A 13573-nucleotide genomic window follows, 5' to 3' on the forward strand; every position below is an offset into this window, starting at 1 on the left:
GCTCCGGAAGAACCCGCCGTAAAGAGATTAAAGTGCGATCCACACAGCCGGTGGAAACTTTCGATCCTGGGCGCCTACTGAAGTAGGTGGGCGCCGTATGTCCAGACCCACGAGCCCGGACAGGGACAGCTCCCTAAGGATCGGGTATGGCCCCGAGGATTCATTTGTTCCTGTCGAGAAGCGCAGACCGCATCGCGGAATATAAGTGCATTTATGTCGCAGCACTAGTGGGGCAGCGGTGCTGGCCCAAATTAATTGAGTTCAGCGGGTGTGCGGCCGTTGAGCTTGTCAGTAATGCCCTGAATGTGGCTCGTCACTTCCGAAAGGGCAGCCGCAATGCCTTCCTCCGTTCGGGCGGTGGCGGCAAGCACGGTATCCCGGTTGCTGCGCAGCGTCTCCAGTTCGGATTCCAGCCCGGCAACGCGCCGCGTTAGCTCGGAAATCTCGTCCATCACCATGATCCCGGCCATGACTGTGATCCTGAGATCGCCGATTTCGCCGAACTGCCCTTTGAGATGGCCCACGTAACGGTCGAAACGGGTCGCAAGATCGCTCAGGTGCTCTTCCTGCCCTTCTTCGCAGGCCATGCGATAGGCCTTGCCGTCGATCGTTACCGTTACCTGCGCCATGTCTTCCAAGTCCTCTTAGCGGTCAAGAACCGCGCGGATCGTTTCCATCGCCGTCACCAGCCGCCGCGAAACCTCGCGGTTGACCTCTTCCAGCCGATTGGCGCGGAATTCGGCCTGGTCGAGCTCCTGGGCAAGACGCGAACGATCGGCATGCACACGGCGAACCTCGCCTTCGATCTCGCCTTGCTCGCGCTGGCGCTCGATACGCATGTCCACTGCATTCTCAAGGCCTGAGATTGCCTGTTTCAGCTCCGTAAGCGCCGCTTCGATGGTTTTGCCGTTAGGCGTCATGTCTTTTCCGGTTCCCCGCACAAGACCCGCGAATCGGCTCCTGCCGCCGACCCTGTATTTTCAAGAGGATATGCAGCTAGGCTGGAGCGCGTCAATAAAGCCTGGCTGATCGTGCCCGCCCTATTCTGTGGATGAGTGATTTACACAAGCTTGTCACACAAAATTCGTCTTTTGTAAAACTTGACGATCAAATGTCAAAAATCGTCGCACCCGGCCTCCAAACGGCTTCCAGTTTGTTGACTTGCCCGTTCCAACTGCTATGTCTCGACCGCTCCCTTTGATGGTCTTGGCAGGCTCGAGGCCATCCCCAACCTGGAACCAGCGGAAAAGCCATGACCTCACGCGAACAAAACGATCGGATGGCGAATGCGATCCGATTCCTCTCCATGGATGCTGTCGAAAAGGCGAATTCCGGCCACCCTGGCATGCCGATGGGCATGGCTGATGTGGCAACGGTCCTCTTCACCAAATATCTCCGCTTCGATCCCAAGCAGCCGCATTGGCCGAACCGCGACCGCTTCGTGCTGTCTGCCGGCCATGGCTCGATGCTGCTCTACTCGCTGCTCTATTTGACCGGCTACCCGGACATGTCGGTCGAGGACCTGAAGCAGTTCCGTCAACTCGGCTCCAAGACCGCCGGCCATCCGGAATACGGTCATGCCACCGGCATCGAAACCACCACCGGCCCGCTTGGTCAGGGCATTGCCAATGCCGTCGGCATGGCGATCGCCGAGCGCAAGCTGCGCGACGAATTCGGTCCGGAACTGCAGGATCACTATACCTACGTCATCAATGGCGACGGCTGCCTGATGGAAGGCATCAGCCATGAGGCGATCGCTCTTGCCGGCCATCTCAAGCTGAACAAGCTGATCCTCTTCTGGGACAACAACTCGATCACCATCGACGGCGCCGTCTCGCTGTCTGACTCGACCGACCAGATCGCCCGCTTCAAGGCCGTTCACTGGAACACGATCGAGATCGATGGTCACGACCAGGCCGCGATCGCCGAAGCGATCGAAGCCGCCCACAAGTCGGACCGCCCGACCTTCATCGCCTGCAAGACCGTCATCGGCTTCGGCGCTCCGAACAAGCAGGGCACCCACAAGGTTCACGGCAACCCGCTCGGCGCCGATGAAATCGCTGCCACCCGCAAGGCGCTGAACTGGGAATACGAGCCTTTCGTCATCCCCTCCGACATCCTCGATGCATGGCGCGCAGCCGGCACCCGCTCTGACAATATCGTCAAGGCTTGGGAAGAAACGCTCTCCAAGTCCCCCGCCAGGGCCGAGTTCACCCGCCGTTTTGCCGGAGACCTGCCGGAAGGCTTTGACAAAGCCATCGACGACTACAAGAAGAAGCTCGCCGAAACCAAGCCGACGATCGCCTCCCGCAAGGCATCGGAAGACGCACTTGAAGTCATCAACGGCTTCGTGCCGGAAACGCTTGGCGGCTCTGCCGACCTCACTCCGTCGAACAACACCAAGACCAGCCAGATGCATTCGATCACGCCGACGGATTTTGCCGGACGCTACATGCACTGGGGCATCCGCGAACACGGCATGGCATCTGCCATGAACGGTATCGCGCTCCATGGCGGCCTTATTCCTTACGGTGGCGGCTTTATGATCTTCTCGGATTATTGCCGCCCGCCGATCCGCCTCGCTGCCCTCATGGGCATTCGCGTCATCCACGTGCTTACGCATGACTCGATCGGCGTCGGCGAGGACGGCCCGACCCACCAGCCGGTCGAGCAGATCGCTGGCCTGCGCGCCGTTCCGAACCTGCGGGTCTTCCGTCCGGCAGACGCCGTCGAAACGGCCGAATGCTGGCAGATCGCGATGAAGAGCAAGGATCATCCGTCTGCGCTGGCTCTCACCCGCCAGAACCTGACGACCGTCCGCACCGAGTATAACCAGAAGAACCTCTGCGAACTCGGCGCCTATACGCTCGCCGGCAATGCCGATGCCAAGGTCACGATCTTCGCCTCGGGCTCGGAAGTGGAACTGGCCGTTGCCGCCCGCGCAACGCTGGAAGGCAAGGGTGTCAGCACCCGCGTCGTTTCCGTTCCCTGCACGGAACTCTTCTTCGAGCAGCCGGATGCCTACCGCAAGGACGTCATCGGCAACTCGCCGGTCAAGATTGCCGTCGAAGCTGCCGTCCGCGAAGGCTGGGATGCCTTCATCGGTCCGGAAGGCTCGTTCGTCGGCATGAAGGGTTTCGGCGCTTCCGGTCCGGCAAAGAAGGTCTTCGAACATTTCGGCATTACGGCTGACGCCGTTGTTGCAGCCGCAGAAGCGAAGCTCTAATAGAAGTGCCTACGGGCACTTCCTCATTACTATCAGCAAGCCCCACCTCTAGGGAGTGAATGCACATGACAGTCAAGGTTGCCATCAACGGTTTCGGACGTATCGGCCGCAACGTTCTTCGCGCCATCGTCGAATCCGGCCGTACCGACATCGAAGTCGTCGCCATCAACGACCTCGGCCCCGTCGAGACCAACGCTCACCTGCTCCGTTACGACTCCATCCACGGCAAGTTCCCGGCCGAAGTGAAGGTCGAAGGTGATACGATCATTGTCGGCGGCGGCAAGCCGATCAAGGTCACCGCGATCAAGGATCCGGCAACGCTTCCCCATCGGGAATTGGGCGTCGATATTGCGATGGAATGCACGGGCATCTTCACCGCCCGCGACAAGGCTGCGGCCCATCTGACGGCTGGCGCCAAGCGCGTCATCGTTTCGGCTCCTGCCGACGGCGCTGACCTGACGGTCGTCTTCGGCGTCAACCACGACCAGCTCACCAAGGAGCACCTGGTCATCTCCAACGCCTCCTGCACCACGAACTGCCTCGTGCCGGTCGTGAAGGTTCTCGACGACGCCGTCGGCATCGACCACGGCTTCATGACGACCATCCACTCTTACACCGGTGATCAGCCGACGCTCGACACGATGCACAAGGACCTGTATCGCGCCCGCGCCGCTGCGCTTTCGATGATTCCGACCTCGACGGGCGCCGCAAAGGCCGTCGGCCTCGTTCTGCCGCACCTCAAGGGCAAGCTCGACGGCACCTCGATCCGCGTTCCGACCCCGAACGTCTCAGTCGTCGACTTCAAGTTCGTTGCCAAGAAGGCGACCACGGTCGGCGAAATCAACGAAGCGATCAAGGCTGCTGCAAACGGCAAGCTGAAGGGCATCCTCGGCTACACCGATGAGCCGCTCGTCTCCCGCGACTTCAACCACGACAGCCACTCCTCGATCTTCGCGACAGATCAGACGAAGGTCATGGAAGGCAACTTCGTGCGCGTCCTGTCCTGGTACGACAACGAATGGGGCTTCTCCAGCCGCATGTCCGACACGGCTGTGGCCTTCGCCAAGCTTATCTGAGCTTGACGGCAGATTGGAAAACGGCCCGGGAAACCGGGCCGTTTTGTTTTGAGGAACGGTGTGCAACCTTCGCTGGGTTGCCTCGAAAGAACGGGAAATGGTGCATCTGAATATTCGAAAGGCTGATCCGGCCGACGCCCGGGAACTTTCCGAGATTCTCAACGAGATCATCGCAATCGGCGGCACAACCGCACTCGAGACCCCTCTTTCGCCGGAAGAACTGGCCGATTGGTTCATAACAGGCGAATGGCCTCTGATATGCCACGTCGCCGAGAGCAATTCTGGTCTCGCCGGTTTTCAGCCCCTGAGCCTCTACGGAAACCCACCGAAGGGCTGGGCCGATATCGCGACCTTCGCGCGGCAGAACCCAAAGATACCGGGCGTTGGAACCGCACTTTTCGCGGCAACTCTTGCCGTTGCCAAAGAGCGCAACATCGAGTTCATCAACGCAACCATCCGCGCCGACAATGCCGGCGGTCTCGCCTATTACGAAAAAATGGGCTTCCGCACCTATAACACGATTGAGAAAGTGCCGCTTAAGGATGGTACGCTGGTGGACAAAATTCAGAAGCAATATGAGGTGCAGAAGGGTCGGAGCGACCTCTAGGCGCCTCGCAAACAAAAAATGCGGCGGCCCGCCTATCTGCCCTGCTCTCGCCTGATTTGCTTATACATTCTTTATACAGACTTTTTCCCGTAGCGTCCTTCACTATCCCTCCTCCCGAGGGTCGTCCAGCAGCATGATGCAGCGATGCAGCCGAGGTTAAGCCGCAAGGCCTACCCTTCTGCTGTTTTTTGCCGTTTACTAAAAGATCGCGCTGGACGCGGAGGGGTAAGGGACAGATCGGGGGCGGCTTTCGGATGGCGATGAGGCGAAAGGGGTAGGCATGGAAGCGTTTTACATCGTGGTGCTAGTTGCGACGGCGCTCGTGCTTCTTGCTGCCTTTTCGAGCTTGCTCGCCTTCCGCTTCGGCGCTCCCCTGCTGCTGCTCTTCCTGATGATTGGGCTTGCCGCCGGTGTCGATGGTCTCGGCATCGAATTCAGCAATAACTACCTTGCCTATGTTCTGGGCTCGATTGCCCTTGCCGTCATCCTCTTCGATTCCGGCTTCGGCACGCCGATGCAGGCCTTCCGCATCGCTGCGATACCATCACTGACACTCGCATCGGTCGGCGTGCTCCTGACAGCGGCCCTCTTTGCTTTCGCCGCCCGCTGGCTGCTCAATTTCACCTGGCTCGAAGGCATGCTGCTCGGTTCCATCGTCGCCTCCACCGATGCCGCCGCCGTCTTCTTCCTGCTGCGCATCGGCGGCATCAACATCCGCGACAAGGTGCGTTCCACCCTGGAAGTCGAATCCGGCACCAACGACCCGATGGCGATCTTCCTGACAATCGCACTGGTCGAGGTTCTCGCCAGCGGCGAACGTTACGCCGGCATCAATATCGGCATGCTCGCCATGTTCATCCAGCAAATGGGCCTTGGCGTCATCCTCGGCCTGCTGGGCGGCATGATGATCGTGCTGATCGCCGGCCGGCTGGAAACGGATCGCGGCCTCACGCCGATCTTCGTGCTGGCGCTTGCCTTGCTCGTCTTCTCCTTCACCGGTGCTGTCGGCGGCAGCGGATTCCTTGCCGTCTATGTCGCCGGTATCTATGCCGGAAACCGCAGGATGCAGGCGATCAGCACCATCAGGCGCTTTCAGGACGGCATGACCTGGCTTGCCCAGATCATCATGTTCCTTGTGCTCGGCCTGCTGGCGACACCCTCGCAGTTTCCCGTCATCATCGTGCCGGCGATCCTGCTCGCGCTCTTTCTGATCTTCGTCGCCCGGCCGCTCGCCGTCTGGCTGTCGCTGCTGCCCTTCGATTATACCCAGCAGGAAATCGGCTTCGTCGCCTGGGTCGGCCTGCGCGGCGCCGTTTCCATCCTTCTCGCCATCATGCCGATCCTCGGTGGGCTGCAGCACAGCCAGATCTATTTCAACACCGCCTTCATCATCGTGCTCGTCTCGCTGCTCGTACAGGGCTGGACGATCAAGCCGGTCGCCAAGCGCCTGGGCCTCATCATCCCACCGCGCATCGGCGCGGTCGACAAGGTGGAGGTCGACCTGCCGGGCGCCGCCAACCACGAACTGCTTTCCTATCGCGTCGTCAAGGATAGCCCCGTGCTCCGTGGCGAGCGCATCCCGCGCTGGGCAGCCCCCTCGCTCGTGATCCGCGACGGCAAGTCGATGCGCTATCAATATGCCGGCCGCCTCAGGGAAAACGATCTCGTCTACCTTTTCATCGCACCCAGCTACTCGCGCCTGCTCGACCGTCTCTTCGCCAGCCGCGCACCCGTCGATGAGGACGATGCGGAATTCTTCGGCGCCTTCGCGCTGTCACCGGCCCGTCCCGCCGCCGATCTCGACGCCGCTTACGGTCCCGGCCTTCTCAACGAAACCGAAAAGGGGCTGACGATCGCCGAACTGATGAAACAGCGCCTCGGGGGCAAGGCGGACTATGCCGATCGTGTCCGTCTCGGCTCGCTGATCCTCATCGTTCGCGACCTCGACGACCAGGATCACATTACCTCTGTCGGCATGTCGCTGGAGGCTGTGGAGCCGGCCACCACGCTACCGATCTTCATCAATCTGCGCGATATTATCCAGCGCATCCGCGACCGTATGAAAGGCCGCCAGAAACATGAGGCAGCCACGACGGAAGGTGCTGCGGGACGTGAGGAAAACCCGCGCTGAAACGGCGACCCACTGCCTTGCGTCTCCCCCGATCCTTGCTATGGTCGGCGCAACTTTCGCCAACCACGAACGGATCCTCCCATGGCAGCTTTCAAGACTCTCGACGACCTCAACGACATCGCCGGCAAGCGCGTTCTCGTCCGCGTCGACCTCAACGTCCCTGTCAAGGACGGCAAGGTCACCGACACGACCCGCATCGAGCGCGTTGCGCCGACAATCCTTGAACTGTCGGAAAAGGGCGCCAAGGTCATCCTGCTCGCCCATTTCGGTCGCCCGAAGGATGGTCCTTCGGCGGAATTTTCGCTTTCGCTGGTTGCCCCGTCAGTCGAGCAGGTGCTTGACCATTGCGTGCTGACGGCAGCCGACTGCATCGGCGAGGCAGCTGCTTCCGCCGTCGCGAAGATGAACAATGGCGATATCCTGCTCCTGGAAAACACCCGCTTCCACAAGGGCGAGGAAAAGAACGATCCTGATTTCACCAAGGCGCTCGCCGCAAACGGCGATATCTATGTCAACGATGCCTTTTCGGCTGCGCACCGCGCCCACGCTTCCACCGAAGGTCTTGCCCATCATTTACCTGCTTATGCGGGGCGCACCATGCAGGCCGAACTCGAAGCATTGGAAAAGGGTCTCGGCAACCCGGTCCGTCCGGTCGTCGCGATCGTCGGCGGCGCCAAGGTCTCGACCAAGATCGACCTCTTGATGAACCTCGTAAAAAGGGTCGATGCGCTCGTCATCGGCGGCGGCATGGCCAATACCTTCATCGCCGCCCGCGGCACCAATGTCGGCAAGTCGCTCTGCGAACATGATCTTGCCGATACCGCCAAACAAATCATGATTGAAGCCGCCACTGCCGGCTGCGCGATCGTCCTGCCGGAAGACGGAGTCGTCGCCCGCGAGTTCAAGGCAGGTGCGGCCAACGAAACTGTTTCTATAGAAGCGATCCCCGCCGATGCTATGGTTCTCGACGTCGGCCCGAAGTCGGTCGAAGCCGTCAAGGCCTGGATCGAACGCGCCACCACGCTCGTGTGGAACGGTCCGCTCGGCGCCTTTGAAATCGAGCCCTTCGATACAGCGACCGTCGCCGCCGCGAAATATGCCGCCGAGCGCACCAAGGCAGGCAAGCTTACCTCGGTTGCAGGCGGTGGCGATACGGTCTCGGCACTGAACCATGCCGGCGTTGCCGAAGACTTTACCTATGTTTCGACCGCAGGCGGCGCCTTCCTTGAATGGATGGAAGGCAAGGAACTACCGGGCGTGGCCGTTCTCTCCCGTTAATCGATAAGGCGATTAGCCAGATATTCCAGCAGGATAGACCGCGGAGGCTAGCGCTTCCGCGGTCTTTTGCTCAAAAAGAGAAAAAAATCCCGAACTTTCAAACGATTGAAATCATTTCAATCGTTTCAATGACTTAGCGCTCCCTTTTTTCTCCCTATAAACTTCTGTTATCCGGGTTCTATATTATCAATTCTGCCGGGTTTCATTGTGGAGAGAACGAGATGAGCGAACGACTGGAAGACATTGCAGTGAAGATGGTTGCGGGTGGTCGAGGCCTACTTGCAGCCGATGAATCGACCGCCACCATCAAGAAGCGTTTCGATGCGATCAATCTTGAATCGACCGAGACCAGCCGGCGCGATTATCGCGAGATGCTCTTCCGCTCCGACGAAGCGATGAAGAAGTACATCTCCGGCGTCATTCTTTACGAGGAAACCCTTTTCCAGAAGGCCGCCGACGGCACGCCTTTCGTTGACATCATCAAGGCTGCCGACAGCATTCCAGGCATCAAGGTCGATATCGGCGCCAAGCCGATGGCCAAGTTCCCCGGCGAAACCATCACCGAAGGCCTCGACGGCCTCGCAGACCGCCTCGCCAAATATTACGAAGCCGGCGCCCGTTTCGCCAAGTGGCGCGGCGTCATCGCCATCTCTGAGACCCTGCCGAGCCGCGGCTCCGTGCGTGCCAATGCCCAGGCGCTGGCGCGCTATGCAGCGCTCTGCCAGGAGGCCAGGATCGTGCCGATCGTCGAGCCGGAATGCCTGATGGACGGCAAGCCGGGCGACCACAATATCGACCGTTGCGCCGAAGTGACCGAGGCCACCCTGCGCATCGTGTTCGAGGAACTCGCCGACGCCCGCGTCAGCCTCGAAGGCATGATCCTCAAGCCGAACATGGTCATCGACGGCAAGAATGCCCGCAAGGCTTCCGTCGCCGAGGTTGCCGAGCGCACCGTGCAGGTTCTGAAGCGCACGGTTCCGTCAGCCGTTCCTGGCATCGCCTTCCTCTCCGGCGGCCAGACGACGGAAGAAGCGACCGCCCATCTCTCCGCGATCAATTCCGGCTACGACCTGCCCTGGTTTGTCACCTTCTCCTATGGCCGCGCCCTGCAGGACAGCGCGCTAAAGGCCTGGAACGGCAAGCAGGGAAACGTCGCTGCCGGCCAGCGCGAATTTGCGCACCGCGCCGAAATGAACAGCCTCGCCGCCAAGGGCAACTGGAAGGCCGAGCTCGAAAAGGCTGCATAAGCCTTTTGATATTTGAGAAAATAAGGCAGGCGGCGAACATCTTCGCCGCCTGTTTTATTTGCACCTGCGTATCACGATGGCAATTTGTCATGGCGACAAGATAATCCTTCGCCACAACCGCGGGCCTCGCTAATCATGGCGCCTCCACCATCGGAGTTGTCATGAACAGCCTGTCTTACACCACCGTCGACGTTTTCACTTCCACCCGCTTCGAAGGCAACCCGCTCGCGGTCATGACCGACGCAAGGGACCTCAGCGACGCGGCAATGCAGACGATCGCCGCCGAGTTCGGCTATTCCGAAGTCACCTTCGTACTGCCACCAGAGAACCTCGAAAACACGGCAAGAGTGCGCATCTTCACGCCGACGATGGAAGTGCCGTTCGCCGGGCATCCCAATGTAGGCACCGCCTTTGTTCTCGGCCAGCAGAGCGAGATCTTCGGCCGCCCCATCGGCGACAAGCTGCGGTTCGAGGAGAATGCCGGTCTCGTGGAAGTCGCCCTGCAGCGCCGCGAGGGCCGCGTCACCGCAGCGACGATCCGTGCGCCGCAACCGCTTGAAATAGGAGACACGATACCCGAGGCAGTCATTGCAAGCTGCGTCTCCATCGACCCGGCCTCAATCCGCAAAAACACCCATGCTCCGGTCTTTGCATCGGTCGGTCTGAACTTCGCCGTCTCAGAACTTGAAAGCCTTGAGGCTCTCGCCGCGGCAAGCCCGAACCTCAACGGCTTCCAGGCAGCGGCCAGCACCACAACCGGCAGCCATGATTTCTCCCTGTTCCTCTACGTCCGTCCCACAGCTGCACCCTGGAAGATCCGCGCCCGCATGTTCGCGCCGCTGGACAATGTCATCGAGGATCCGGCGACCGGCAGCGCATCGGCAGCCCTTTGCGCCTACCTCGTCTCGTTGCGTCCGGAGGCTGACATCAACCAGCACATAACGATCGAGCAGGGCGTCGAAATGGGCCGGCGCAGCGTCATCGAGCTGGATGTCGTCAAGAAGGCCGGCACAGTGACCGATGTGACGATTTCGGGAAGCTGCGTGCCCGTCATGAGAGGCGAGATCATCCTGCAGGACTGAACCTTCGACCTAGATCACAAAGTCGCGCGCCAGCAGCGCCACAGCCCAGATGGCAAAGGCAATCAGCGCGATCTTCCAGAAATCCATCCGGCGGCGCAGCCCCGGATAGCCGAGCGGCTTGATGATCTGGATTGCCATGGCAAGGATGAGCAGCAACGCTATCAACTTTGTCATGGCTTTATTTTTTCCATTTATCAGAATGTCACAGGACGGACATTTTTTCACGCGAACAGAGAATATCTACTCGCCGTAAAGGCATTCCGGGACACAATCAACATACTTATGGACTGGGCAGATACAGGTCTCGCCTTATGTCCTTTTTCAAAGCGAACACGCCGAGTCTGGGGATATGACAAGAAATCTGCTGTCCGTCGCTGCGCTGCTCTTTGGCACGCTCTTCCTCTTCATGGGCAACGGATTGCAGGGCATTCTGCTTCCCGTGCGCGGAAATCTCGAAGGTTATGCCACGACGACGCTCGGCCTGCTCGGCACGTCCTGGGCGGCGGGCTTCGTCATCGGCTGCCTGGTGGCCCCGAAATTGGTGCGGCGTGTCGGCCATGTGCGCGCCTTCTCCGGCTTCATCGCCATCATTGCCATCATCGCGCTCGTGAGCGGCATCATCATCGATCCGCTCTGGTGGGTCGTCCTGCGCGCCGTCACCGGTTTCTCGACCGCCGGCACCTCGATGATCATCGAAAGCTGGCTGAACGAGCGGGCGAACAATGAAAGCCGCGGCGCGATCTTCTCGCTCTATATCGGCATCACCCTGCTCGGCGTCGTCGGCGGCCAGTTGATGATCCCGCTGGAAGACGTGCGCACGCCGGTGCTCTTCATGATCTGCGGCATTTTCTACTGTATTGCCATGCTGCCGACGACGCTGTCGACCGCCGCCTCGCCGCAGCCGCTGAAGGCCGTAAAACTCGATCTGCCGGCGCTCTACCGCAATTCGCCCGTCTCCTGCCTTGGCATCCTGCTCGTCGGCATCGCCAACGGCGCCTATGGTACGCTTGGCGCCGTCTTCGGCGCGGGTGCCGGCCTCTCCGACACTGCGATTGCTGTCATGATGAGTGCGACCATCTTTGCCGGCGCCATAATGCAGCTTCCGGCCGGGCGCCTCTCCGACCGTATCGACCGTCGTTATGTATTGGCCGCCATGTCGGCCATCGCAGCCCTTGCCGGCCTCCTGATTTTCGTGCTGCACCCCTCGTCCCCTACCTTCCTGATCGGCCTCGTAATCCTCTACGGTGCCGTCGCCAATACGCTCTATCCGATCGCCGTCGCCCATGCGAACGACTTTGCCGCATCGGAGGATTTCGTGAAGGTCTCGGGCGGCCTGCTGCTTCTCTACGGTATCGGCACCGTCATCGGCCCGACGATTGGAGGTCCGGTCATGTCGGTCATCAGCCCGCACGCACTCTTCCTGGTGACGGCGCTCGCCCATCTTCTGATCACCGGTTATGCCATCGTCAGGAGCCGCATTCGTGCAGCCATTCCGGCGAGTGACCGCGATGCCTATACGACGATCCCGACCGCAACATCTCCTACGCTCACGCCGCAAAGCATGTCGCTTGCTGATCCCGGCTCCAACAAGCCTCCCGAAAGCGGCAATCCTGCTGTAAAGTTCGGCTGACAAACTGAAGCATGTTGCGCAAAACTGTGCAGCGGTTTTGCGCGAGATGCATGAAACCAGGACTTAAAGCGTGAAAGCGAATCCTGGAGATCGCAACACGGCTTAAAGGAGGAGCGACGATGAGCTTCATTGATGATGACAGGCCGCAGAAGAAGACTGCACACGAGATCGGCTCCGATCTCTCCATGCTTTCGGTGGACGAGCTGAAGGCGCGTGTGGAACTCCTGAAAACCGAGATCGCGCGGCTCGAAGCCGAGGCCGCCAAGAAGGCGTCCGGCCGGATTGCAGCCGAAGGCCTTTTCCGATCATAAGACTGCGAATAGGCAAATATTGCTTCAAAATTACTTGTCGTAAGTCTTAAATTGGGACGATATTAATAAAAAATTAAGCTTTATAAGATATTACTCGTACCGTTCAGATCTTTCTGGACCTCAGACAGTTTTCCAAGCGGTGAATTGGTCTGATTTTTCTCCCTGTTTTACCTTGAGAGCCGCTTTTGCGGCTCTTCTTTTTTGCGCTGCCCTACTCCTTTCCACGAAACTGTGGAGATTAACCTTTTCTTAAGAAACGGCTTGCGCATTTGGGCTAAAGATACCATCTTGAAATCATAAAGACCGGCGTGGGAAACTTTTCCATGAAAACCGGCGTTACCTGATAGTAGATGCGTGCAACAGGGATTCTTTAGATGTCGGAACTTGGATTGAACACAATCAGTTTTGCGGGCCGCGCTGCCGCATCTTCACAGTTCAAGACGCTTTATGCTGAGGGCATGTCGCTGGTCGAAGAAACCGCATCCTACCTCGACGGCCAGGGCCGCGCAGCCTCCAAGGTGCTGCCGCGCATGGCCTCGGTCCTTTATGCAGCTGAATCGATGCGCCTGACCACCCGCCTCATGCAGATGGCTTCCTGGCTGCTGCTACAGCGCGCCGTCAACAATGGCGAAATGTCCCGCGATCAGGTTCTGGCCGAGAAGAACAAGGTTCGCCTCGACGGCTTTAACGTCGACCGCAATGCTCCTGGCTGGGGCGACCTGCCGGAATCCTTCCGCGATCTGGTCGAGCGTTCGCTTCGCCTGCAGAACCGCATTGCCCTGCTCGACCGCGAGATCTATCGCCCGGCCGAAGCTGCGATCGTTCCGGACAATCAGAACAGCGTCCAGGCTCAGCTTTCCCTGCTGCAGACGGCCTTCGGCAACAACTGATCTGGTATCATAGAATTTCATGAAAACCGGCGGCGGCAACGCGGCCGGTTTTTTGTTTGCTCACCAGGACAGGTCCGGAAAACAAAAAGCCCGGC

The 13573-nt window shown here is 59.6% G+C and carries 13 protein-coding genes and 1 other RNA gene; 10 read left to right on the forward strand and 4 right to left on the reverse strand.

The features are described 5' to 3' along the window. Positions 1–32: 32 nt before the first annotated feature. The 3 genes from ssrS to ACK9YZ_RS17285 form a co-directional block, all read right to left on the reverse strand. Positions 33–192: non-coding RNA, 6S RNA (gene ssrS, locus ACK9YZ_RS17275), on the reverse strand. Positions 193–251: 59 nt separating this feature from the next. After that, complete coding sequence (locus ACK9YZ_RS17280; RefSeq protein WP_183735197.1) at positions 252–629, reverse strand: cell division protein ZapA; 378 nt, start codon at positions 627–629, stop codon at positions 252–254. Positions 630–644: 15 nt separating this feature from the next. Further along, on the reverse strand, positions 645–920 hold the full coding sequence (locus tag ACK9YZ_RS17285) for a DUF4164 domain-containing protein (protein WP_007826550.1): 276 nt from the start codon (positions 918–920) through the stop codon (positions 645–647). A 332-nt stretch (positions 921–1252) separates the two neighbouring features. Between ACK9YZ_RS17285 and tkt the strand changes: the two genes are divergently transcribed. The 7 genes from tkt to ACK9YZ_RS17320 all read left to right on the forward strand — a co-directional run bounded on the left by tkt (position 1253) and on the right by ACK9YZ_RS17320 (position 10647). Beyond that, entirely contained in the window at positions 1253–3226 is a 1974-nt protein-coding gene (gene tkt / locus ACK9YZ_RS17290; protein WP_416064639.1) for a transketolase, read from the forward strand. A gap of 65 nt (positions 3227–3291) precedes the next feature. Then, entirely contained in the window at positions 3292–4302 is a 1011-nt protein-coding gene (gene gap / locus ACK9YZ_RS17295) for a type I glyceraldehyde-3-phosphate dehydrogenase (RefSeq protein ID WP_216755833.1), read from the forward strand. Between the two features lie 106 nt (positions 4303–4408). After that, on the forward strand, positions 4409–4909 hold the full coding sequence (locus ACK9YZ_RS17300) for a GNAT family N-acetyltransferase (RefSeq protein ID WP_416066760.1): 501 nt from the start codon (positions 4409–4411) through the stop codon (positions 4907–4909). Between the two features lie 280 nt (positions 4910–5189). Further along, positions 5190–7040 (forward strand): potassium/proton antiporter, encoded by a 1851-nt coding sequence (locus ACK9YZ_RS17305; RefSeq protein ID WP_416064640.1) that lies wholly within the window; start codon positions 5190–5192, stop codon positions 7038–7040. Between the two features lie 81 nt (positions 7041–7121). Continuing rightward, entirely contained in the window at positions 7122–8318 is a 1197-nt protein-coding gene (locus ACK9YZ_RS17310; protein WP_416064641.1) for a phosphoglycerate kinase, read from the forward strand. A gap of 221 nt (positions 8319–8539) precedes the next feature. Beyond that, positions 8540–9565 (forward strand): class I fructose-bisphosphate aldolase, encoded by a 1026-nt coding sequence (locus tag ACK9YZ_RS17315; RefSeq protein WP_416064642.1) that lies wholly within the window; start codon positions 8540–8542, stop codon positions 9563–9565. 161 nt (positions 9566–9726) lie between these two features. Further along, a complete protein-coding gene (locus ACK9YZ_RS17320) occupies positions 9727–10647 on the forward strand; it encodes a PhzF family phenazine biosynthesis protein (RefSeq protein WP_416064643.1) in 921 nt (306 codons plus the stop codon). Positions 10648–10656: 9 nt separating this feature from the next. Here ACK9YZ_RS17320 and ACK9YZ_RS17325 read toward each other — a convergent pair whose 3' ends face one another. Next, the gene (locus ACK9YZ_RS17325) at positions 10657–10821 is read right to left on the reverse strand and encodes a hypothetical protein (protein ID WP_216755838.1); all 165 of its coding nucleotides are present in this window, start codon (positions 10819–10821) and stop codon (positions 10657–10659) included. A 175-nt stretch (positions 10822–10996) separates the two neighbouring features. Between ACK9YZ_RS17325 and ACK9YZ_RS17330 the strand changes: the two genes are divergently transcribed. The 3 genes from ACK9YZ_RS17330 to ACK9YZ_RS17340 all read left to right on the forward strand — a co-directional run bounded on the left by ACK9YZ_RS17330 (position 10997) and on the right by ACK9YZ_RS17340 (position 13478). Then, entirely contained in the window at positions 10997–12277 is a 1281-nt protein-coding gene (locus tag ACK9YZ_RS17330) for an MFS transporter (protein WP_416064644.1), read from the forward strand. A 119-nt stretch (positions 12278–12396) separates the two neighbouring features. After that, entirely contained in the window at positions 12397–12588 is a 192-nt protein-coding gene (locus ACK9YZ_RS17335) for a DUF1192 domain-containing protein (RefSeq protein WP_216755840.1), read from the forward strand. A gap of 374 nt (positions 12589–12962) precedes the next feature. Next, a complete protein-coding gene (locus ACK9YZ_RS17340; protein ID WP_112545041.1) occupies positions 12963–13478 on the forward strand; it encodes a DUF1465 family protein in 516 nt (171 codons plus the stop codon). Positions 13479–13573: the final 95 nt, after the last annotated feature.

The sequence above is a fragment of the Rhizobium sp. ZK1 genome, from assembly GCF_047782645.1.
Taxonomy (GTDB): Bacteria; Pseudomonadota; Alphaproteobacteria; order Rhizobiales; family Rhizobiaceae; genus Rhizobium.

Coding starts and splice junctions, on each gene's coding strand:
- ACK9YZ_RS17280 (WP_183735197.1), bottom strand. CDS start 629: ATGGCGCAGGTAACGGTAACGATCGACGGCAAGGCCTATCGCATGGCC.
- ACK9YZ_RS17285 (WP_007826550.1), bottom strand. CDS start 920: ATGACGCCTAACGGCAAAACCATCGAAGCGGCGCTTACGGAGCTGAAA.
- tkt (WP_416064639.1), top strand. CDS start 1,253: ATGACCTCACGCGAACAAAACGATCGGATGGCGAATGCGATCCGATTC.
- gap (WP_216755833.1), top strand. CDS start 3,292: ATGACAGTCAAGGTTGCCATCAACGGTTTCGGACGTATCGGCCGCAAC.
- ACK9YZ_RS17305 (WP_416064640.1), top strand. CDS start 5,190: ATGGAAGCGTTTTACATCGTGGTGCTAGTTGCGACGGCGCTCGTGCTT.
- ACK9YZ_RS17310 (WP_416064641.1), top strand. CDS start 7,122: ATGGCAGCTTTCAAGACTCTCGACGACCTCAACGACATCGCCGGCAAG.
- ACK9YZ_RS17315 (WP_416064642.1), top strand. CDS start 8,540: ATGAGCGAACGACTGGAAGACATTGCAGTGAAGATGGTTGCGGGTGGT.
- ACK9YZ_RS17320 (WP_416064643.1), top strand. CDS start 9,727: ATGAACAGCCTGTCTTACACCACCGTCGACGTTTTCACTTCCACCCGC.
- ACK9YZ_RS17325 (WP_216755838.1), bottom strand. CDS start 10,821: ATGACAAAGTTGATAGCGTTGCTGCTCATCCTTGCCATGGCAATCCAG.
- ACK9YZ_RS17330 (WP_416064644.1), top strand. CDS start 10,997: ATGACAAGAAATCTGCTGTCCGTCGCTGCGCTGCTCTTTGGCACGCTC.
- ACK9YZ_RS17335 (WP_216755840.1), top strand. CDS start 12,397: ATGAGCTTCATTGATGATGACAGGCCGCAGAAGAAGACTGCACACGAG.
- ACK9YZ_RS17340 (WP_112545041.1), top strand. CDS start 12,963: ATGTCGGAACTTGGATTGAACACAATCAGTTTTGCGGGCCGCGCTGCC.